Source organism: Microbulbifer sp. (assembly GCF_051659245.1).
In the GTDB taxonomy this organism is placed as follows: Bacteria; Pseudomonadota; Gammaproteobacteria; order Pseudomonadales; family Cellvibrionaceae; genus Microbulbifer.
Genome location: NZ_JBOFOC010000093.1, coordinates 21855 through 43760, shown reverse-complemented (window position 1 = coordinate 43760; position 21906 = coordinate 21855). Strand labels below are relative to the sequence as shown.

Here is a 21906-nt window from a genome sequence, read left to right as displayed (position 1 = left end):
TTCCAGTCCGGTTCATCCCCACGCCTGTGGGGAACACTAAAATCTCAGTTCAGGATGGGCGCCAACGCTCGGTTCATCCCCACGCCTGTGGAGACCACGGGACCCACTACCAGTATCAACAAAGCCTCCGCGGTTCATCCCCACGCCTGTGGGGAACACTGTCCAAAAGCGCCCGGTTGCGGTGCTGCGCCGGGTTCATCCCCACGCCTGTGGGGAACACTTGGCCTGCTGCCAGGCGCCGCCGTGGTGCACCGGTTCATCCCCACGCCTGTGGGGAACACCCCACCATGAATTTTCCGCCTTAATGCATGATCGGTTCATCCCCACGCCTGTGGGGAACACTCAAGAGAATATACCGCAAGGCTGCGGAACATCGGTTCATCCCCACGCCTGTGGGGAACACATTGCTGATTCTGGGTTCGGAATAAATCCGTACGGTTCATCCCCACGCCTGTGGGGAACACAGCTGGTTAAAGAGCAGAAGAAATTCATCAAGCGGTTCATCCCCACGCCTGTGGGGAACACTTAATTTCAAGTTGGTCGAATTTATCCCGTAGCGGTTCATCCCCACGCCTGTGGGGAACACGTTTCAGCGTCGATCGTTTGATGCTCTATGTGCGGTTCATCCCCACGCCTGTGGGGAACACGCCCAGATATCGCCGGCATTGCCAAGCGCATCCGGTTCATCCCCACGCCTGTGGGGAACACCTTTGTCCCCACGAAGGTCTCGCGCACCCAAGCGGTTCATCCCCACGCCTGTGGGGAACACGCCAGCGGCGAACTCGAACGGCTCTTTGAACGCGGTTCATCCCCACGCCTGTGGGGAACACGGAAACGAAAACGCGTAATATTTATTTAGCGCCGGTTCATCCCCACGCCTGTGGGGAACACTACGCGAAGCAGGCGTTCGCCCTGATGGCCTCCGGTTCATCCCCACGCCTGTGGGGAACACTGGTTTGATTTTAGTGGACATGGCCGCTCACCCGGTTCATCCCCACGCCTGTGGGGAACACCAGGGCGCACCCTTCGCCCCGATTTATCGGGGCGGTTCATCCCCACGCCTGTGGGGAACACCTGCTGTCCGGAAACGAGAGTTTGATTATCGGCGGTTCATCCCCACGCCTGTGGGGAACACCAAAACGATATAGTCATTGTCGATTTTGTAAACGGTTCATCCCCACGCCTGTGGGGAACACTAGTAGAGCTGGTCCCATGCCTCCTGCGCCTGCGGTTCATCCCCACGCCTGTGGGGAACACGATTGGATTACATACTCGTTCTGCATCTCTTGCGGTTCATCCCCACGCCTGTGGGGAACACAACTCATCCGGCGAAAAATATTGCAATATTGGCGGTTCATCCCCACGCCTGTGGGGAACACGTGCCGACTTGGGGATGGCCAAACAAATACTGCGGTTCATCCCCACGCCTGTGGGGAACACCGCGTGAGAGATCGGCGACGGCGCTTTAACCCCGGTTCATCCCCACGCCTGTGGGGAACACAGGCCAGTAATGTAATAGAGGGATTCTCGCGACGGTTCATCCCCACGCCTGTGGGGAACACGCCTTCTGTGCGCGTGTCTGACTGTCCATGACCGGTTCATCCCCACGCCTGTGGGGAACACCCCAGCATCGGGATGGCCCGACAGATTGAACACGGTTCATCCCCACGCCTGTGGGGAACACATCTGCGTACCCATTGCATGCCTCTTCGGAATCGGTTCATCCCCACGCCTGTGGGGAACACGACACCGTTGATGCAATGATAGCGTCCGGTTACGGTTCATCCCCACGCCTGTGGGGAACACCTCTACTTTGCCAGCCCCCAGTACACCAAACACGGTTCATCCCCACGCCTGTGGGGAACACGTTGATATTGCCAAAGCCGGGCCGACCAGATCCGGTTCATCCCCACGCCTGTGGGGAACACAAAATCCGACAACTCTGCGAGCTTGCGAGTCGCGGTTCATCCCCACGCCTGTGGGGAACACGGCGCAGCTTGCTGTGCTCCGGCAGCCTGGTACGGTTCATCCCCACGCCTGTGGGGAACACCGGGGGCTGACGCCGGGGGAACAGCAGGAACTAGGTTCATCCCCACGCCTGTGGGGAACACCCACCAGACCACTACCGGCAACGACCAGATCACGGTTCATCCCCACGCCTGTGGGGAACACTCAAACGTGCCCTGCCGGTGAGTTGTGCCCAGCGGTTCATCCCCACGCCTGTGGGGAACACGTTGCGCGCTCCAGCTCCCGGCGCGTGCATTCCGGTTCATCCCCACGCCTGTGGGGAACACTCTTTCACGTACTCGATTTTTTTCTGGACTCTCGGTTCATCCCCACGCCTGTGGGGAACACTGTTTTTCCTATGCGCGGCACTCGCCTCGGTGCGGTTCATCCCCACGCCTGTGGGGAACACCGTCGTGTCCTCCTACAGCCTTTGTGTAACCCCGGTTCATCCCCACGCCTGTGGGGAACACACTTGGAAGCGCGGTGAAGTCGTAGTCACTGACGGTTCATCCCCACGCCTGTGGGGAACACTGACCACATAACCGACCATATTTCCATTGACACGGTTCATCCCCACGCCTGTGGGGAACACCAATTTGCAGGATAACCCCGTTCCGCTTGACGCGGTTCATCCCCACGCCTGTGGGGAACACCACTTTTTAGCCTTTTTGCGCTCTTCATGCTGCGGTTCATCCCCACGCCTGTGGGGAACACCTTGATGTTGGCCCGTCCCAGGAGAGGGGCGTCGGTTCATCCCCACGCCTGTGGGGAACACGATCAGGGCCTCTTCCATGCCCTCTGACCGCTCGGTTCATCCCCACGCCTGTGGGGAACACGCTCGTACTGGCGCGCTCGCCTACACAATAACCGGTTCATCCCCACGCCTGTGGGGAACACAACGCCTCAACCGGGGCATTTGCACACCACCACGGTTCATCCCCACGCCTGTGGGGAACACATAATGTTTGGACAGCTCAGCTAATGCGATTCCGGTTCATCCCCACGCCTGTGGGGAACACCTCCCAGGCATGTTCGCAGAAGTGTTGGACATCGGTTCATCCCCACGCCTGTGGGGAACACTTATCTCTGGCGTATCTCCCCAGTTACGGACTCGGTTCATCCCCACGCCTGTGGGGAACACCTCCGGTTCCTCGGCGTTAAGCATTTCCAAAACGGTTCATCCCCACGCCTGTGGGGAACACAGAGCCATGGCAATCGACTTAGCAAGCTCGCGCGGTTCATCCCCACGCCTGTGGGGAACACTCCTTCCTTCGCCTTGTCTCCGCCCGCCATGCCGGTTCATCCCCACGCCTGTGGGGAACACATGAATGCGCCAGCCAGTCCACCACCAGCGGCCGGTTCATCCCCACGCCTGTGGGGAACACCTATTTTGGTTGAGCAGGCTAACGGATGCTGGCGGTTCATCCCCACGCCTGTGGGGAACACATAACCGATGATGATTCACAAGCGCTCACAGACGGTTCATCCCCACGCCTGTGGGGAACACAGAAATCCCTCGAGCACCATAGTTCACATAACACGGTTCATCCCCACGCCTGTGGGGAACACGAAAGTCGCTCGCAAGAACGAAGGGGTTTTGGCGGTTCATCCCCACGCCTGTGGGGAACACCATAAGGAATACGGGAGAGCGGTTTTTTACCACGGTTCATCCCCACGCCTGTGGGGAACACGTAATCCGAAAAATCCGCGACAAATGTTGGCACGGTTCATCCCCACGCCTGTGGGGAACACCGCAAAACACAAAATCCCAACGAGAATAATATCGGTTCATCCCCACGCCTGTGGGGAACACTAAAAACGGCGGTTGAGAAAATAACGGGCCCTCGGTTCATCCCCACGCCTGTGGGGAACACACCAAACATATCTGTTTGATTTAAAAGGAGAAATTCAGCCTACGAAATTCCACCAGCCAAACTGGTTATTTTTTAACCGAAAAAGAGGTAAACTCAGGAAGCTCTTCCTGATTTAATCTGACCGCCCTCCAGAAAGCAGATCAAGTCTGGAGAGCATCTATTGGCAGGAAAGAAACCAAACGCAGTCCCTCATAATCGATAGGAACACGCCTGTTGGTTCCATACGTCTGGAAATCAAAGCCCGACTCCGTGTTCGTGGCCCAGGCCATCACCGCATTACCATCTTCCGAGAGTTCGGTAATCTGCTCCCAGATCATCTCCCTTACTCGTCTGGAAACATCTCCCACGTAAACCCCAGCACGAACCTCCAGTAACCAGACAGCCAGCCGCCCCCGTAAACGGGCGGGAACATTTTCGGTTACAACGGTGATCATACTCATACTCAGCCGCTCCGATGCCCCTGGTCACCAATGGATTCTGGTTCGGGAATTGCCGGAGGTACGGCGTCTTTTGGAGTTCCAGGCGGCTCTATTCCCCCGGCCGACAGCACTTCCTCGATTAGCGGAATCAGCCGTTTCAACGTCTTTGTCTGGCGAAACATATCCCGGCAAACGATACGCACTTCCCTGTCTGGTTGTGTCGGGTTGGTGGCAGCCACTTTGAACGCGGCGGGCACAACCGTTTCAAACTTGAGGATATCGGCAATATCGTACACAAACGACAGAGGCTTGCCGCTGTGCAAAAAGCCGACTGCCGGGGCATAGCCAGCCGCCAGTATCGCGGCCTCAGTGATGCCATACAGGCAGGAGGTAGCGGCGCTGATGCACTGATTCGCCTTGTCGCCAGCTTTCCAGTTTTTTGGGTCGTAGCGGCGACCGTGCCATTCAACTCCATACTGCTTGGCAAACACCCCATACATCTTGCGCACCCGTGCGCCTTCAATGCCGCGCAACTGGTCCACACTGCGGCGCTCTGGCGCGGGCTCACCAAAGCGCAACCCGAACATTTTGCGCACCACTTTCAGGCGCAGGTTTTCATCCAGAGCCAACTTTGCCTGGTAGAGCAATCGATCCGAGCGCGCGCCACCGGGCTGGCCAGATGCGTACATACGCACTCCAGCTTCGCCGACCCAGACAAGCAGAGTCCCCACCTGCGCGGCCAGCTTAACTGCGGCATGGGATACCCGTGTGCCCGGTTCCAGCATGATACAGGCAACGGAGCCAACGGGAACATGGGTTCGAATTCCCCCCTTGTCCACCAGCACAAAAGCACCGTCGATCACGTCGACCTGGCCGTACTGAAGAAAGATCATCGAGCTGCGGTCCTTAATCGCTATGGGTTTCAGGGGGAGGAAAGCCATGATTTCTCGCTCCCATCAACAAGGCGCTACACTCAGCAGTCCACAACCGAAGGCCTTCGCCGGGCCGATACCGGCCATTAACGCGCGACTGAAGGTCTCAGTGTTTTTCACCTGCAAGACACCTTCAAAACAGGTGCGCCGCACACTGATCCGCGCACTGCCCTTACGACTGGACAGTACATCGCTGGCAGCGACCAGTACCGTACTGAGATCAAATCCGTGTCGTTCGCCCTGCCGTTGCAACCAGGCCAGTTGATCGGCTTCGCCAACCAGCCCATAACGTTTACCGCAGCGGGTGACTGTCGGATTAGCCTGCAATCGGAAACGATAGGAATTGCCGCTTTCAACCAGTTGTACCAGTGCTATCTGCTTAGATTCAACTGGTTTCTGCAGGTAATTAGGCTGATCCGCCAGAACCGACCAATCAGCCTCCGCCGCAGACTGAATCAACACCGCCGGCATTGCCCAGGCATTACCGCCCATTTCCATCCGCCAGAGAAAGCGCGGCGGCGCGCTGTGCTCGTCGACCGCAAACGCCCGCGCCAGCGTGCGGTGCATTTCATAGGCATCACCCAAATCGCGCCTGGCCTGGGCGCTGCTCGGGTCAAGCGTCAGTCTGGTCAGGTGCATACATCACCTCCGATTTCACGAAACGTGGGCCAAAACGCCGCTCGGCGAAAGGGGCTACCGGTTGATCCAGGCGAACGGCGCCTTCGGCCGGATCTTCCAGCAAGCAGCGCAACGGTTTGTCTTTGTCAGCCCTCTGAGCCTGTGCCAGACGTGGATAGGATTTTAGAACTTCCAGCAATGGCAGTGCCGACAGGCCATCCGGCAACCACACCGGACAACCCGGTACGAAACTCTTGCGCCCCAATGCCAGCGGCCAAACTGGTGCGCGCAGCGCAGCTTGAATCTGCGCCAGCAGGCTTTCGTCGTCGCCTTCCAGCCCAACCAGAAAGGCGGCATCGGACAGAAAAAAGCGCGGGCTGACCACGGTGCGCCCCAAGTTGGGCTTGCCGGTGGCAATCAGTACTCCTGTAGCTGTCTGGAAGTCGCGCATGGGAACACCTTCGCGATCGACACGCACACCCATTCGCAGGCCCGCCAAGTCTTCCACCGGCTCACTGCGATCTCGCCCCAGAGCGGCGCAGACCAATCCCAGTACTCCGGACTTGGACGGCTCCAATTGCGTATCGCGCTCATCAAAACGGCTACTGGTTCCCCAGGATTGCAGCGGCCCCTGCAGGCGCATCAACAGGGTGGCCATATTCAAGCCTCCAACTGGTCGGCTATCTGCATGCGCACCCACGCCGTCAAATCCTCCAGATTGGCTACGCGATTGCCGTTGCTCTCCGGCCAAGCATCGCTCAGATCCAGATAAGCCCACTGATCCCGCGAATCGCCGTAAACGACAGCCAGTTGTTTTTCATGCGCTGCGAGCGCCGCTACCGATTGGCCCGTCAATGATTGGTCCACTCGAGCGGAAATAGGCTTTTCAAACGCATTCGCCAGGTTGAGCGGACTGCTGTGGCGCAAGCAGACACCGACAAAACTGGGCGGGTTGTGGGCGGCGAAGGTATTCTGCTTGCCAGTGGGAATAGCGCGCACTATGGCCTGGGTAAATGCCGACAGCGCGGAAAGGGTCAATTCGCCATCTCCCTGCAGATTGCTCTGCAATTTACCGGTATCGACCGCGGCGTAACGGTAGAAAGTTGCGGAGTTAAATTCCACCTGACCGATCATACCCGCGCCGGTCTCATCGGGACCGCCCTTGTCGTCCACGGCGGTAAAGTAATCAAATTCCCGCTCGACTCGATGCGTACTGATGGCGTGGGCTACCTGGCAGGCGGCATCCTGGTTGACCCCAGGCATATCTGCCAGCATGCGGCCAAACAGGGCAACATCCACAGCCTTGCCGCCATCCAGTAGAGCCTTGGCTTTTTTCACTACTTCCGGCGGTGCACTGGCCTTGGCCTCCTTCTTGCCTTTCTTTTCCGCACCTACAGGTGCACCGACTAATTCATCCCAGTGTTGCTCAATCAAGTCGGCAAAACCGGTAATTTCAGCCTCGCCGAGAAACAGAAGATATTCGGTTTTGTCCTCCTTGAGTTTAAGGCCGGCGGCTGCCAGGGCGGCTTCAATCTTGCCCTCCGCTTCAGTCTGCTCGCGACCGCCCAGACGCTCCAGCAATAATGACTTGAGTTTTTTGGTGCGCACACCGCGAAACTCCGGCGCAATCAGGTCGTGTTCCTGTGAGGCCAAACGAATAGCGCGTTTGAAGCACTGGCTGCTTACACGGGCACGGCGATGGCCGCCGAAGATCGCGTCTTTGGGTGCACCGGTGTCATCGCGGTTGAGGTTGGATGGTGCGAAATTCTGGATCAGGTGGAATTCGATAAAAAGGCTCATGATGTCCCTCTCAGTTATTGGCAGGTGTGGATTCTGTTTCGGGGGTGGGGGCTTCCAGGGCTCGGTAAAAACCCCTGGCCCAGCGTTGGCGAATGCCATCTCGCCACTCGGTATCGGCCTTCGGGTTGAGCCACGTAGCCAGGTCTTTTAACAAGGCGGCATAGTCCAGCGGCTTATCATCGGCGGCCAGCAAGGTGATCACCTGGCGAAGATATACTGGCAAGTTTTCTGCATCGGCACCCAACAGGGCGATAAAACGCTGCTCAATGCTGCCGCTCTCCCGTTTGCGCACCAGCTCACCCAGGCTGGCGGCCAGGGTCTTGCTGGCCTGCCTAGGGTGACTGGCGTATAGACCCGCAACCACATAGAGGGCCAGTCGCCAGGAGTCATTCGCATGTCTTTCGGCGGCAAAGCGCTCCACATGGGGATAAGCCGGTGGATAGGCCCCCGGGGAAAAGCCCAGGCTACGGCGCAGTACGGCCATCGCCCCGCGGTCGCGCTCCCGCAAACGCTCCAGGTGCGCGATAAAATCCTGCTTGATGTCACTCATACTTGAGTCTCCTCCTCGGCGACGGCGTGGTTGGTTTGGACGGGCCTCAGTGGCTTCAACTTTTTCATCAGGTTCATATAACCCCTGGCCTCGGCGCGCAGCGCCTTCGGGGAATCACCGAGCGCATCGCATACCGACTGCCACACCGTATCGGCTGCCGCCAGCAGGGCCTGCTGCCAGATCGCGTCGGCCTTATCCAGATCGCTGGAATTACCGCTACCCAGCAGGGCCATTACCCGGCCCAGTGAGCGCTCGGCTGCGGAGAAATAAAGCGGCGCCGCCGAACCGGTGTCGAACAGCTTGCGCGCACGTGTTTTCGTATCTGGGTGTTCCGATTCGGGCATGCTTTCCGCGAGGGCCCTCGCGGCGACGCTTCTGATATCGTTGAAGACCTCTTCTGCCTGGCGCACATAGACGCGCAGCTCTTCGGCACCTTCCGGAGAAAGCAATAGAGCAGTCGGCAAATTGAAACGCTCAGAGCGCCAACGCAGAAGCTTGGCTTGATCGCTCGCCAAACCCGCCACCAACAATGACTGCTCGCTAGTGGCGAGGTTGGCCAACAGGCTGGCAGCCCAGTGCAACACCGGTGCGGGCTGCGAGGCCTTGCCTTTGACATCGGGCAACAGTGTCGGCAAATCACGCCAAAAGGCTCGTCCCTCCGTGAAACTCAATCGCACCAGGTTTTGCTTGCTCACGCGATAACTGGCCATCGGGTCGGGCGCCTGCACATCGTCGGCCAGGGCAATACCGGCGGCAAAACGCAACCATTGCACTTGTCCCTGTTCATCCGGCAGGAATAGTACTGCGCGAGTCTGCCGTGTGTAGCGGTCATTGGGGCCGCTGGCCGGCCTCGGCGCGGCCTGCAACTGCGCAACGCTTGGCGACTCGTGTTCCCAACACGGCAAATCCTCGTGCCCAGAGGGAGTAGGCGCGTGCAGGGCCATACAAAGGGTTTCCGCCAGCGATGAACCAAGGGGCAAGACGGCGGCGGTATTGGCCAGCGCCCCAGCCTTATCCGAAGAGCGCAGGGTTTTGACCAGGCCACCGGGAGTAAATTGAAGGAACCCCAATAGGGTTCGCAACACATTGGCCGCCGATGTGGGTTGTGGTGTCAGATCGCAGGAATGGTCGAACACGACTGGTGTATTGCCGTTGGCGCTGGCCAGGGATATCTGTGTCCAGGGTTTCTGCTTTTCCCGGGTTTCCTCCGCTTCGGCCAGCGCCGCTACTTGCATAAATGGCTGTTCTGGATGAAACAGCCAGAAACGATCACGCCAGCGCTCCAGGTAGTCGAGCATCGCCTCAGTCGGCAGGCCACTTTGGTACCAACGCGTCCGATCTGCGTCTGCCCAATTGCCCTGGCTGCGGCTAAGCGCTCTGTGCGTAATAGCCAGCAGCAACCGGTATTGGGCAATCAGGCTGGGCGGGGCCGTTTCCGCCAATGCGCTGATTTCTCCGGCGCGCTGGAAAACCTCTAACAACCCCAGGTCGCATACCTTACCGTTCTGCAAACGCACCGGCAGCCAGGGTTCGTCTAGCAGGCTGAAGGATTCATCCGTCTCTTGTCCTGTCATCATCTGTACTCAGCTCAATTAGAAAGCGAAACTTTTTGGCCTTCCAAACCACCAAGACCAGCACACATACCAGAAGTCCTACCCAGACCTCCCAGGAACTTCCATGCTCAAGCAGCAACCCCAGTAGGCCCAACAACCAATCCTGTTCATCCACGACGACGCTCCGATATCACCTATGATCGGCGCACAATACCAAAATAAAATTCTCCCGCAAAGGCTAGATGCTTAATCCATTTACTAAATCATGCAGTTTGCTATCATCCCGCCCAATTCCCCTCAACTCGCGAAGGGATGAACCGGCTAGATGCTTGATGCTTCCTAGTCAATACCTCTCTCCCTACTCTTGTAGGGATGCTTGATTCTTAGGGGGAGTCACCCTCCCCCAATTTTTGTACGAAAGCCCCAACTCGACATCTAAGTACACCCTCAGCTGCCCCAACTGCACACACCCGTCTTTTAGCGGCATGGGCACCAAGTGACGCAATAGAGGATGCTCGGAAAAAGCCTGTGGAATACTTGCGGCCTGAAAATGCTTGACCAGTGCTTTGCGGGACACCCTGATCTGGCGGGCATAGAGCGCCTTGGCCAATGCATCGGACGGACATTCGTCGGGACCGAAAGTACTGCCGCCCGGCGTTAGGCTCCAACCGTCGGCGCTTTCATAAACAGGAACCAGTGTTATCGAGTCATCACCCAAGCGGGTACTGTTGGGCAGGCCCAGCCCCTCCTCTCCCTGTTCGTAACCGCGGAGCTTCTGTGAATAGGCCAACTGAGGTTCGGCATCCGGGTCTATGGCCACATTGACAGCCATCATCTGCTCTGCCCGGCATTTCCCAATATAATCGCCGTAGGCCTCTGTCTCGATAAAATCTCTATCTATTTCGCTCAGACCCACCGGCAATTCCGTATCGCCGTATACCGACTGCACCAGCCGATCAATATCCTGTGGCAAATGCAATATGGATTCGCGCGAAAGCAGCGCCCAGGTACGGCCCAGAATATAGGGGTCGTAAACGTATCTCCAGGCGGTCGTTTTGAGGTCGGGCAGACTTTCCGCGGAAAGTCCGGCCACAAACAGGCGAGCCTGCTGATGGGCATCGGGCCGCGGGCGCCGGTGGCGATGCAGCCGACCCGCGCGCTGCAGAATCAGGTCCATAGGTGCCAAGTCGGTGAGCATGAAGTCGAAGTCGATGTCGAGGCTCTGCTCTGCCACTTGGGTGGCAATCAGTAAGGCCCGCTGCGGCCGCTCGCCGTCGGCACCGAAGCAGGCCAGTACTTCGCGCTCCAGCTCACCGCGCTGATCAGCGGGGAAGCGCGCGTGGAATAGCATGAGCTTAACGCCACCCCCCAGTTGATCTTTCAACTTGAGGTAAATCTCCTGGGCCCGGTCAACTGTATTGACGATCAGGGCGCCGCAACCACCGAGTTGCAGGCATTCGATCGCACAGGCGGACAGGCTATCCAAGTCCTCCCTTACCGCCTGCAAGTTGATCGGCGGCAGCAGCCTGGCATCGCAAGTTGTGCCGCGCAGGCCGCGGTTGTCGGCCAGCAGCAGGCGAGGATAAGGCAGCTCGGGAATTTCATTGGCATCCACGCCCCAGGCGCGCAGCAAATCTGCGCGGCGTTTTGCCGGTAGGGTCGCACTCATCAGCACCACCGAGCTGCCCATGGCCTTGAGCCAACGCAGTAAAGTGGCGATCAATCCAGATGTGTAGGTGTCATAGGCATGCACTTCGTCGAGCACCACCACCCGGTTGCCGAGTCCCCACAGGCGAACAAAGTGGTGCTTGACATTGAGCGCCGCGAACAGCGCCTGATCCACAGTGCCAACACCGTAGCGCGAGAGCAGTGGGCGCCGGCGCTGGGAGAACCAGGCAGAAGAGGTGATGCTTTCTCCAGGCGTACCGTGAATACCACGCAGATGCAGTACCTGTTCATGCAGCGCTGCACCACCATGTACCAGCTGCATATCCAAAGCGGCGTCACCGGCAAAGGCGCTCAGAAAATTGACTGCCCTCTGAAACAGGGCATTGCCCGTGGCCTGAGTCGGCAGTGCCAGGTATAAACCCCGGTGCTGGTTGGCGGCCTGCAAGCGCAAGTGCGCAAGAAAAGCCAACTCCGTTTTGCCCTCTCCCATAGGAGCCTCAACCAACAGCAGAGAAGGGCCCTGTACGCCGTCAAGCAGGCTATCCGCCTCACGCTGCAGCGGACGAGCACCAAACTCGGGCTTCTGGATAATGCGCCCGATCAATTGGTCGGCATCGGCCAAATCGCTCAACAGGGGCTTATTCACAATCCAGCCAATGGCTGACAGAGCCTCATCGGCGCGCCGGAGGGCATCGACGTGGTAGTCGGCGAACAGGTCACAACGCTCGCCCGGTGGAAACCATTCGGGGTTGGAGCCTATCCAGTCAGCTACACTGGTGAGCCCCGCCAACCACTGCACGGCGGGCTGTGACAGAGCCTCAACCTCTGGCACTCTCTGCGGTGCCAGCACAGCCAGAAAAACATCGAAAATCGTATTCCGCGCCGCGCCCCACGCCTCCGGTTCGCGGAGCGGCTTGGCATGTTTGATTTCGATCTGCGAAAAGTTGTAACCGTGATGAGCACTGATGGCTTGCAATACGTGAAGAACCCAGTATCGCTGCTCAACGCCTTGCAGGTTCAGATGCTCGCCAAGCAAGGCCGCACTGGCACAGGCATGGTCCGTAACAACGAGTGAACGCTGTGGAAACGACAGTCCCACAGCTTCGTCAGCTTGACGTCCCTCTTGCCATTTGCCCTGAAAACCCGGAATAGCTTTGCCAAAGTCGTGTAAACCGGCAAGAAAGGCGACCCAACGCACTAGATTGGGCAGCGGCAACCCCAAAGCTTGCGCCGCCCACCAGCGACTGCTCTCCGATTCGCGCATTAGAATAGCTTCAGCCACCGCCGCTACATCCAGCAGGTGTGCCAAGAGCCCGTGCCCATAGCCTTCGCCACTCTTGGCCCAGACTCTACGAGCGGCATCTGGGAGATCTGAAAACCGCTCCATATATTTATCTGGCCCTCTCACTACTTGTGGCTCCCTGCGAAGGTTTTCTCTTTCCAAGCGGGCATATCAATATTCCTTGTAAATCCTCTCGCTTCCGGCCAACAGGTATGCCATACATACTCAGTACGACCAACACTGCACAAATCCCCAGGTCATCCCAGTTGACACTCCCAAGCCCGGTGGAGCAGCTGCCGCTAAAAAAGCCACCCCTTAACGTCCTCATAGTTTACAAGCACCAACTGCTGCGCCTCCGGCCTCCCGTCCAGCATCTTGGTATTTACCTGCATTTCCTTGAGCAGGTAGCTGGCCAGGGCGGCGCGGGTTTGCAGGCGGAGCTGGCCGCCCTCCATGCTGTAGTCGTGTTCCAGTACGGCCTTCTGTTCGGCAGAGAGGCGCAGGTCCGGTTGCAGGATGAGGGTGATCTCGGTGTTCCAGGCGGTGTCGCCTTTGGCGCTGCGGGGGGATTTGTCGAGCACTTCCGGCTCGCCGTGGAACCGGCTGAGGACGAAATCCCGATATTGCTGGTTCTTTTCACACCAGGCGCGCAGGTGCCAGCGCAGGCCGGTGTTGACGAAGGTGTGGGGGGCTATGATGCGGCCTTCCCGGTCCGGATTGGCGATGGAGCCGTAGTCCACTTCCACCCGTCGCTGTTCGCGGATGGCTCTGACCAGTGGGCGGGTCAGTTGCGGGGTGACGTTGCGGGCGGGGTGCCTGAGCACCAGGTTGGGCAGTTGGCAGGAGGGGCGGGTGGGCAGCGAGCGGGCGCTGAGGCCGGCCATCCAGTTGAGGTATTCGGCCACGTCGGCACTGATGTAGTGGCGCTCGAATTCCGGGCTGGGCAGGTAGGCCCTGTCGCTGTGTTGGTAGTCCGGAAGGTTGCCGGGGTGGGTTTCCCGGTAGCGCCCGATGTCCGCGCTCGCCTGCTGGCGGCTGATGCCGAAGAATTCCCGCAGATGGGTGGTAGTGAGCCGCCCTTCCCAGTAGGCGATGAGTTCGATCAGCCAGAAGCGGCGCTGTTGGATCTCTTCCATGGCTCGACGGTAGCTCCATGCGGCGCAGCTCTGACTGCATTATTGTTTTGCGAACTGAGACACAGTTTTTACCTGAAATAGCTGCTGTGGTCAATTGTGCGCCAGTCCCGCATTCCCGCTCTTTTCCGGTTGACCGAGTCTGGCGGTGGATGGCACTCGCCCGGTCCATTAATCGCCACACAGCGGCTGGCCCAGTAACCCCTGAATCCTGGGGTATTCCCATGACGGCTTATTGAGCTGGCACAGATGCCTGAGCAGGAGCGCCAGAAGTTGCGCAGATACTCCAGCAGATCGACCGCCTCTATATCTCCACATACAGCAAACACGGTCACCTGCGTACCGACCAGAATGGCACTTACTTAAGCGGTTTCCGGCTCCCGCAGGGCGGGTAAGCGAAGCGCATCCGCCGCCCCAGGCATTGTAACTGGTGGATGCGCTTCGCTTATCCACCCTACAGATAAGGCCATTTGCGCTTAAGTCAGCGCCATTCCGTACCGACCACTTTTTCGCGCAGCGCAAGGCCCTGTTCGTGCAGCGGGGAGGTGAGAAGATGGGTGAAGTTATTTACGAGGCTTCCACACAATGAGTTCGATAGAGGCAATCGTATCATCGGCATTTGCCATCTTCATATTGCTATTCATTTCTATTGCTTTTACTACGATGGACTTTGCGGAATTTCAAGGGTCTGCCGCCCCGGCCGATAAGACCGGCTTCCATACAACACATATTCAAGAGAGGAACAATGTTAAACCGCATCAGGATAGGGGCGCGGCTCGCGCTCGCCTTCGCCGTTGTCTCGGGGCTGCTGGCACTGGCCACGGGAGTGGGCCTCTACTCCCTGTCAAAATTCAAGGACACCTCTGACGAGGCGCTCAACGTCAGTGCCGCCCTGGCGCTGAATGCGCAGCGGGTACAGATCCTGGCGCTGGAGGAGCGCCGCTACGAGAAAGACGTATTCATCAATATCAGATCGAAGGAGAAGGTGCAGTCCTATTTCCAGCGCTGGCGGGAAACCGGCGAACGGCTCGCCGGGACCCTGCAGGCGGGTCTCTCGCTGACTTCTGATGAAACCCTGTTGCAGCGTTACGAGCAGGCGCAGCGGGCGCTGGCCGCCTACCGGGCGGACTTCGCCGGTGTCCATGAGCGCATCGTTTCCGGCAAACTGAGAAGTGCCCAGTCGGCCAACGCGGCCTTCTCCGAGCACAAGGCGAATATCTACGGACTCGAAACCCACGCCGGAGCCATCAACGAACTGACCACCGCGGGTATGGCCGAGGTGATGCCGGCCATGGCGCGATCCTTCGAGCGCGCGGTGCGCTGGCTGCTGGCAGTGGCACTGGTGGCGCTGGCACTGGCGGCGCTGCTCTCCGTCGCCATCACCCGCAGCATCACCATCCCGCTGCGGCGCGCCGTGGATGCCGCCGAAGGGATCAGCCAGGGCGACCTGCGCCAGGAAATATCGGTCAGCGGTCGCGACGAGGCGGCCATGCTGTTAGCGGCGATGCGCCGGATGAGCGCTTCCCTCACAGGGCTGGTTTCCGGCCTGCGCGGCGCCAGCGATTCGGTGTACACCGGGGCCAACGAGGTGGCCGCGGGGGCGCAGGAACTCTCCACGCGCACCGAGCAGCAGGCGGCGGCTCTGCAGGAGACAGCGGCGAGCATGGAGGAGTTTTCCGCTACCGTGCAGCAAAATTCCCAGACCACCCGGAAAGCCAGCGACCTGGCCAGCACCGCTTCCGACAGCGCCCGCGCCGGGGGAGAGGAGGTGAAGACCAGCGTGTCCCTGATGCAGGAAATCGCCCAGCGCTCCAACGAGATGAACAGCATCATCGAGGTGATTGACGGCATCGCTTTCCAGACCAACATCCTCGCCCTCAACGCCTCCGTGGAGGCGGCCAGGGCCGGGGAGCAGGGACGGGGTTTTGCCGTGGTGGCGGAAGAGGTGCGCAGCCTGGCCAGCGGCGCCACCGAATCCGCCGGCAAGATCCGCTCCATGCTGGACGAAACCCAGGAGATGATCAGCCGCTGCGCTACCCAGGCCGAGCGCAGCGGCGCGACCATCGACCAGGCGGTATCGGCCATCAACAACCTGGCCGCGTTGATGCTCGAGGTATCCACGGCAACCGGAGAGCAAATCAACGGCATCAACCAGGTCACGGCCGCGGTCACCCAGATCGATGCGGTAACCCAGCAAAATGCCTCGTTGGTGCAGGAATCCAGCAATGCCTCCCGGTCGCTGGAGGAGCAGGCGCGGCAGTTGCAAAGCCTGGTAGCCCGTTTCCAGATCAGTGAGGAAGGCTTCGCCCAGACCAAACAATCCATCGTGCAAACAGGCGAAGGGCAGCCCGCGACGGTGCTCTCAGGTGCAGGACAAGCGGGCAGGGAAGAGAACCTTGCAGCGGCCTGAATAGTGGCGCCATTTGCCCCCTCCCCCGCAAGCGGGAGAGGGGTGTGATCTGATGGCAGCCAGAACACCTCCACTCACTGGTGGAGACCTACGAGAATACGCGCACCGAGCTGGAACGGGAGAAAGCGGCGATGCAGCGTATCCGGAAAAAGCGTTAGAGATACAGTTTTTACCTGAAGCAGCTGGCGGGATCAATTGTGCGCCAGCGCAGCATTCAGCCCTCAATGGCACTAAGCTAAGGGGAGAGGCCGGGGCTTTATGCAGCCGAGAAAGAGCTACGCGGATGGACCTACTACTATCGAAATAGCCAAGCACTCCTTTGGCCGCTAAAAGGCGCCATTCAACAACCTGCTCGCCATTCCGTCCAGCCGGGCTTTCACCTGCTCCCAGTTGGGCATCACCTGTTTCATCAACCGGTAGAAGCGTTCGCTGTGATTGTGTTCGGCAATATGGCAGAGCTCGTGCAGGATCACATAGTCGATGCAATCCCGCGGCGCCTTGACCAGGTGGGGATTTAACGTAAGCCGGCCATTGGGTGAACAGCTGCCCCACTGGGTCTGCATGGCCAGGATGCGCAGTGGCGGCGGCTCACCAACCCAGAGGGTCTGCTCTAGTATGACCGCCAAGCGCCGGGCAAAAATTTCTCGGGCCCTGGCCCGATACCAGTCGCTCAGCAGCTCGCGCACGCGCTCCCGGCTCTTCTCGCGCGCTGATACTTCCAGCCTGCCGCGCAGCAATTTGACCTGCTGTTTCTCCCGAGAATCTTCCATCACCTTGAGCATATACTGCCTGCCCAGGTAGTAGTGGCTCTCTCCGCTGATGTACTGCCGGGGTGTTACATGCTGCAATTGCGCGCGAAACTCGCGCAGTTGCCGGTAGATCCAGCGGCCCCGCTTCTGTACCGCTGCGCGCACCTCTTCATCACTGGCAGTTTCCGGCGCGGATACCTGCACCCGGCAATCCGGGTGAACCTTGATTAGCACTCGCGGCACATGGCTACTGCGCAGGATGCGCTCGAAACAGATGCGCTGATCGCCGTAGTTGAACCACAGCGGGCTTCCATCTTCGGCTTGAATTGATCCGGCTATCGCAACGCCCATAATTACCTCCAGGCTCGGATTGCACTGAATTCGGAGTGAATAGCCTGCCTGCAGTCGGGCAGCGCCGTAGGATGGGCAAAGCGCTGTGTGCCCATCAACCGGGTTTTGATGGGCACACAGCGCTTTGCCCATCCTGCATATTGCCCCTGTAGGAGCCGGCCTCCTGACATCCGAAACGTTATCATCGCTAAGCCCCGGAAAGCCCAACACGGGTGATCTGCACCACCCACTCCACAATCGCCTTGGCCTGGTTCATGCCGCCGCCGACGGCCTTGCATTCCCTAAACAGCATCGGCAGCAGTTTTTTGCGGATATCCGCCTCGATGTTCTGCGGGTTGATGGAGTGCTCGGCAACCGAGGTCTCAACATTCTGGTCAATCTCAAACGCCAGCTTGATCCACTTGTCCTGCACCTGGGGATCGGACACCGCGAAGACTTCCGGCAGGGTCTTTTTGAACACACCGAAGTAGGACTGGGCGTGGCGGTTGCCGGCGAAGGCGTCCGGGATATCATCCAGGCGGCGCTCCTGCACCTGCTGCTCGAACTCGCAGAACAACAGGTACTGTTTCAGCGGGTGGTCGAACAGGCTGGCCGCCTCCTCGATGGCCTGGCGCAGCAGTTTCGAGAAGGCTTCCTGAGCGTAGGGATCGTCGCGCAGTTCCTGCTCTATGGTTTTGGCTACGCGGGTCTTGATGATATCGGTTTCGTTGCGAGTCTTGTCGTCGGACCAGTCCTCCGGCTTCTGCTGCTGGCCCATCCTGCCCACTTCGTAGGCGCCACCGGGCTCCTTCACCTCCACACCCACCACATGCTTGTCCAGCAGCTTCTTCACCTGCTCGACGTACTGGTCGTAGCTGACGGTCTCGCCGGCATCCTGTTTTACCAGCTGACGTAGACTGGAGAACTGTTTCACCGTCTCCTTGTAGTGGCGGCGGTCTTCATCGCTGAAGCTCTTGTCTTCAAAGAAGGTGGCCGATTGCAATGCGACTTTCAGGCAGCTGGCAAATTCGGTCAGGGCCTCATAGAAATCCTCGCGCACCTTCAGGTGCACATCCACCAGCTCACCGTTGCGCTCTTCAACTTTAGGCACCAGCACCTGGCGCAACTGCTCGATATCATTCTTGTTCTTCACCTCGCTGAAGATGGCCCACAGGGTTTTGTACAACTGCGGCAATCGCTTGTACTCGGTGCTCATCTGATTGTAGAGACTGGCGATATCGTTGATGTCGTAGCCGCCCTGGGTACGGGAGGCGAGATCCTGGTATTTGGCGATGGTGGTGTCCAGCTCGGAGAGAATGCCGCGGTAGTCGATCAGCAGGCCGAACCTTTTCTGCGGGTGCAGGCGGTTGACCCGCGCGATAGCCTGGATCAGGTTGTGTTCCTTCAGCGGCTTGTCGATATAGAGCACGGTGTTTTTCGGCTCGTCGAAACCGGTGAGCAGCTTGTCCACCACGATCAGTAGCTTGAGCGATTCGTCTTTTTCAAAGCGCTCGATCAGGTCTTTGGTGTAGGCCTGCTCCTCCCGGGAACCCACATTTTCCTTCCACCACTTCTGCACTTCCGGCATGGTGGACTCGTCCACCTCGCTGTTGCCCTCGCGGCTGTCCGGTGGGCTCATCACCACCGCGGATTCAAACAGGCCCGCCTCGTCCAGGTACTGCTTGTACTTGATGGCGGCCAGCTTGCTCTCGCAGGCCAGCTGGCCCTTCAGGCCCTCGTCGATGCTCTTTACGAAGTGGTTGGCGATATCCAGCGCGATCAAGCGGATGCGGTCGTCGGCGCCGTAAACCCGACCTTTCCTGGCGAATTTCTTTTTCAGGTCCGTGCGCTGCTCGTCGCTCAGCCCCTCGGTAATACGCTCGAACCAGCTGTCGATAGCGCGCTCATTCACATCCAGGTCGGGGATGCGCTCCTCGTACAACAGCGGCGTTACCGCGCGATCTTCGACGGCGCGCTGCATGGTGTAGGCGTGCACTATGGGGCCGAACTTGTTGGTGGTCTTGTCGTCCTTCAGCAGCGGAGTGCCGGTGAAGGCCACAAAGGCGGCGTTGGGCAGCGCCTGTTTCATGCGGATATGGTTCTCACCGCCCTGGCTCCGGTGGCCCTCGTCGATCAGCACAATAATGTCAGCGCTGGTGTTCACGCACTCCGGCAGTTTGGTGGCGGTATTAAATTTCTGGATCAGTGAAAAGATAATCCGCTCTGAACCCTTGCCAATCTGCTCCGCCAGGCGGGTGCCGGAGGTGGCCATGGCCGCCTCGCGGTCCTTCCTGCCGGCCAGCTCGCCGCCGGAGGCGAAGGTGCGGCTTAGCTGGGTTTCCAAATCCACCCGATCGGTGACCACCAGAATGCGGCACTGCTTCAACGAATCGTGCAGAATCAATGCCTTGCTCAAAAACACCATGGTGAACGACTTGCCGGAACCAGTGGTGTGCCAGATCACCCCGCCCTTTCTGCTCCCTCTCCCTCCGGGAGAGGATTGGGTAGGAAGCGGAGAGTCAAAGGTATTGATACGCTCGATCAGCCGCTTGATACCGAACACCTGCTGATAGCGGGCGATAATTTTTCCCGCCTTCTTGTCGAACAGGGTGAAGTAGCGGGTCATCTCCAGCAGGCGCGCCGGCGAGAGCAGGCTGATCAGAATCTGGTCCTGCCCGGTCAGGGCGAGTTCGCCACCGGCTATCAAGGTCTGGTACCAGTCCAGGTCCCGCGCCGGGCGATGGCCGAACACATTGGCGAGCTGTGTATCCGTTAACTTGTGGTTCTTGATCCCGCACATCTCGGCATGGCCGATATCCTCTTCGCGCCAGGCCGCCCAGAATTTCTCCGGGGTGCCGCAGGTGCCGTAGCGGCCCTCGGCGCCGTTGATGGACAGCAGCAACTGGCTGTAGGCAAACAGCAGCGGGATTTCATCGTGGCGCTGGTTGCGCAAGCACTGGGAAACGCCCTCGTCGATGGTCGGCCCCTTGTTGGCGCGGCCATCCGGCCGCTTGGCCTCGATCACCACCAGCGGCAGGCCGTTGACAAAACACACGATATCCGGCCGGCGGCTCTCCACACCGCCGCTGCGGGTCACGCTGAACTCCTCGGTAAACAGAAAGCTGTTATTGGCCGGATTCTGCCAGTCGATCAGCGCAATAGTGGGGTTGGCCTTCTTGCCATCCACAAACTCGGTGACGGAAATGCCGTACAGTAGATGGTTGTACAGCCGCTCATTGGCGGTATTCAGCCCCTCGTTCAGCGCCGGGCTGCACAGTTCGGCGACCAGGTTGTCGATGGTCTTGTCGGACAAGGCATGTTCGCGACCGGCAAAGGTAAAGCGGCGCTTCTGCAACTGCCGGCGCAGCTCCGCGCGCAACACCACCTCGTCCTGCCTGCCGCCGCGTGCGGCCAGGGCCTCGGCGGGAGAGAGGAAGGACCAGCCCAGGTTGGTCAGTAATGTCAGGGCCGGAAGCTTGGCGCTATATTCTTCCTCAAATCTGGGGGCAAATTGTGTCATTTGTGCTCTCTTGATCCCAATCTTCTCCCAACCACCAATACCGCACTCTCCCAGTGCCACAAATAGAAAAACCGCCAAGGTTGCGCGTTACCCTTGCGGGCACTAAGCGTGGCGGTTGTGTTGTCTGCACTGTAGCCAAGTGCCAATATCGGGAGCAAGCCCGCGCTGAGTAAAAGTAGGAACTTATTGATTTTATTCATTGGTTCTTCCCCGTAACGCCGCTCAGTGTAAACAGCACTTTTTGTACTTCCTGCCACTGCCGCACGGGCAGGGATCATTGCGGCCCACCTTGGATGCCGCGACGGCGGGCTCTCGGGCGGGATTCAACGTGGCCGCTTCGCCCTCAGCTTCACCCTCGACTTCACCGTAGGGGTTGGGGTAATCGCCCCTGGGCGTACCGGGAAAGTCCGCCGTGGCCAGACCGCGGGTGAAGCGGTAAAGGCCATCCGCCAGAAAGCGCGGAACCGGATAAAAGGTTTCCTGAACGCCTTCGGGGTTTTTCGCGCGCTTGAACATCTGGTTGATATGCATCCCCACGCCACAAGCCTCCTCCCGTTCGAACCGGTCGATACCGTACTCCTCAAAGGACTCTTTCACCCACTGCTCCGCATCGGTCACATGGCCGTTGACACTGAGATCCGTATTCCGATAGCAGTGCACTTTCAGCGGGCTGTGCAGAAACTTCTCGAATACCTTACGTGCCTGCGCCTTTTCGATAAAACCGCCCTCGCGCATATGATGTACCAGTTGTTCCGACCAATTCTTTTCCAGTGCGGCCCAGAACTCCTTTAGCGAGGCGCGCCCCTCAAAAGGCAGCAGAATCGTATAGCGGCTGTGGGCTTCCACCGCGATGGCGGTGTAGAGACCGGAGCCGGGTTTGTTTTCGATCACATGGCACTGCCAGCTTACCGTCCTGCTATCGGTCACCAGCGGCTGGGTGCCGATACGCTTGCCATCCGGGCTGGGCATACGCGGAATTTCCCGGCCCAGCCACTTCTCCAGGGCTTTGGTTGCAGAAATCACTACGGTGAGGGGTTGCTCTGAACTCAATGCATCACTCC

At 59.0% G+C, this 21906-nt stretch carries 13 protein-coding genes and 1 CRISPR repeat array; of the genes, 1 reads left to right on the top strand and 12 read right to left on the bottom strand.

Annotated elements, in window-relative coordinates; translation table 11 throughout:
• Positions 1-8: 8 nt before the first annotated feature.
• Positions 9-3881: a CRISPR direct-repeat array (repeat unit 29 nt; unit sequence CGGTTCATCCCCACGCCTGTGGGGAACAC).
• Between the two features lie 140 nt (positions 3882-4021).
• The 9 genes from cas2e to ACRC0P_RS10320 all read right to left on the bottom strand — a co-directional run bounded on the left by cas2e (position 4022) and on the right by ACRC0P_RS10320 (position 13839).
• Positions 4022-4321, bottom strand: a complete 300-nt coding sequence (gene cas2e / locus ACRC0P_RS10360; RefSeq protein WP_438630565.1) for a type I-E CRISPR-associated endoribonuclease Cas2e — start codon at positions 4319-4321, stop codon at positions 4022-4024.
• 2 nt (positions 4322-4323) lie between these two features.
• The gene (gene cas1e / locus ACRC0P_RS10355) at positions 4324-5241 is read right to left on the bottom strand and encodes a type I-E CRISPR-associated endonuclease Cas1e (RefSeq protein WP_438630563.1); all 918 of its coding nucleotides are present in this window, start codon (positions 5239-5241) and stop codon (positions 4324-4326) included.
• Positions 5242-5256: 15 nt separating this feature from the next.
• Positions 5257-5871 carry a type I-E CRISPR-associated protein Cas6/Cse3/CasE gene (cas6e, locus tag ACRC0P_RS10350; RefSeq protein WP_438630561.1) on the bottom strand — a complete coding sequence of 205 codons (615 nt, stop codon included), beginning with the start codon at positions 5869-5871 and terminating at the stop codon, positions 5257-5259.
• Entirely contained in the window at positions 5846-6508 is a 663-nt protein-coding gene (cas5e, locus tag ACRC0P_RS10345) for a type I-E CRISPR-associated protein Cas5/CasD (protein WP_438630559.1), read from the bottom strand. The genes cas6e and cas5e overlap by 26 nt, the downstream gene beginning before the upstream one ends.
• A gap of 2 nt (positions 6509-6510) precedes the next feature.
• Complete coding sequence (gene cas7e, locus ACRC0P_RS10340) at positions 6511-7650, bottom strand: type I-E CRISPR-associated protein Cas7/Cse4/CasC (RefSeq protein WP_438630557.1); 1140 nt, start codon at positions 7648-7650, stop codon at positions 6511-6513.
• A 10-nt stretch (positions 7651-7660) separates the two neighbouring features.
• Entirely contained in the window at positions 7661-8200 is a 540-nt protein-coding gene (gene casB, locus ACRC0P_RS10335) for a type I-E CRISPR-associated protein Cse2/CasB (protein ID WP_438630555.1), read from the bottom strand.
• The gene (gene casA, locus ACRC0P_RS10330; RefSeq protein WP_438630553.1) at positions 8197-9777 is read right to left on the bottom strand and encodes a type I-E CRISPR-associated protein Cse1/CasA; all 1581 of its coding nucleotides are present in this window, start codon (positions 9775-9777) and stop codon (positions 8197-8199) included. Before casA ends, casB begins: the two co-directional genes overlap by 4 nt.
• Positions 9778-10111: 334 nt before the next feature.
• The gene (gene cas3, locus ACRC0P_RS10325) at positions 10112-12808 is read right to left on the bottom strand and encodes a CRISPR-associated helicase Cas3' (protein ID WP_438630551.1); all 2697 of its coding nucleotides are present in this window, start codon (positions 12806-12808) and stop codon (positions 10112-10114) included.
• Positions 12809-13002: 194 nt separating this feature from the next.
• On the bottom strand, positions 13003-13839 hold the full coding sequence (locus ACRC0P_RS10320) for a helix-turn-helix transcriptional regulator (RefSeq protein ID WP_438630549.1): 837 nt from the start codon (positions 13837-13839) through the stop codon (positions 13003-13005).
• A 742-nt stretch (positions 13840-14581) separates the two neighbouring features.
• Here ACRC0P_RS10320 and ACRC0P_RS10315 point away from each other — a divergent pair.
• On the top strand, positions 14582-16246 hold the full coding sequence (locus ACRC0P_RS10315) for a methyl-accepting chemotaxis protein (protein WP_438630547.1): 1665 nt from the start codon (positions 14582-14584) through the stop codon (positions 16244-16246).
• Between the two features lie 326 nt (positions 16247-16572).
• Here the strand turns inward: ACRC0P_RS10315 and ACRC0P_RS10310 are convergent, their stop codons facing one another.
• From ACRC0P_RS10310 to ACRC0P_RS10300, 3 genes are all read right to left on the bottom strand, one after another.
• Positions 16573-17346 (bottom strand): M48 family metallopeptidase, encoded by a 774-nt coding sequence (locus tag ACRC0P_RS10310; RefSeq protein WP_438630545.1) that lies wholly within the window; start codon positions 17344-17346, stop codon positions 16573-16575.
• A 187-nt stretch (positions 17347-17533) separates the two neighbouring features.
• On the bottom strand, positions 17534-20845 hold the full coding sequence (locus ACRC0P_RS10305) for a type I restriction endonuclease subunit R (protein WP_438630543.1): 3312 nt from the start codon (positions 20843-20845) through the stop codon (positions 17534-17536).
• A 222-nt stretch (positions 20846-21067) separates the two neighbouring features.
• Positions 21068-21895, bottom strand: coding sequence for an SEC-C metal-binding domain-containing protein (locus ACRC0P_RS10300; RefSeq protein ID WP_438630541.1), 828 nt, complete (start codon positions 21893-21895; stop codon positions 21068-21070).
• Positions 21896-21906: the final 11 nt, after the last annotated feature.

What these genes read in the sequence shown, in the direction of transcription:
- cas1e (WP_438630563.1), bottom strand. Translation starts at nt 5,241, where the DNA reads ATGGCTTTCCTCCCCCTGAAACCCATAGCGATTAAGGACCGCAGCTCG.
- ACRC0P_RS10315 (WP_438630547.1), top strand. Translation starts at nt 14,582, where the DNA reads ATGTTAAACCGCATCAGGATAGGGGCGCGGCTCGCGCTCGCCTTCGCC.
- ACRC0P_RS10320 (WP_438630549.1), bottom strand. Translation starts at nt 13,839, where the DNA reads ATGGAAGAGATCCAACAGCGCCGCTTCTGGCTGATCGAACTCATCGCC.
- casB (WP_438630555.1), bottom strand. Translation starts at nt 8,200, where the DNA reads ATGAGTGACATCAAGCAGGATTTTATCGCGCACCTGGAGCGTTTGCGG.
- ACRC0P_RS10310 (WP_438630545.1), bottom strand. Translation starts at nt 17,346, where the DNA reads ATGGGCGTTGCGATAGCCGGATCAATTCAAGCCGAAGATGGAAGCCCG.
- cas2e (WP_438630565.1), bottom strand. Translation starts at nt 4,321, where the DNA reads ATGAGTATGATCACCGTTGTAACCGAAAATGTTCCCGCCCGTTTACGG.
- ACRC0P_RS10305 (WP_438630543.1), bottom strand. Translation starts at nt 20,845, where the DNA reads ATGACACAATTTGCCCCCAGATTTGAGGAAGAATATAGCGCCAAGCTT.
- cas6e (WP_438630561.1), bottom strand. Translation starts at nt 5,871, where the DNA reads ATGCACCTGACCAGACTGACGCTTGACCCGAGCAGCGCCCAGGCCAGG.
- casA (WP_438630553.1), bottom strand. Translation starts at nt 9,777, where the DNA reads ATGATGACAGGACAAGAGACGGATGAATCCTTCAGCCTGCTAGACGAA.
- cas7e (WP_438630557.1), bottom strand. Translation starts at nt 7,650, where the DNA reads ATGAGCCTTTTTATCGAATTCCACCTGATCCAGAATTTCGCACCATCC.
- cas3 (WP_438630551.1), bottom strand. Translation starts at nt 12,808, where the DNA reads ATGGAGCGGTTTTCAGATCTCCCAGATGCCGCTCGTAGAGTCTGGGCC.
- cas5e (WP_438630559.1), bottom strand. Translation starts at nt 6,508, where the DNA reads ATGGCCACCCTGTTGATGCGCCTGCAGGGGCCGCTGCAATCCTGGGGA.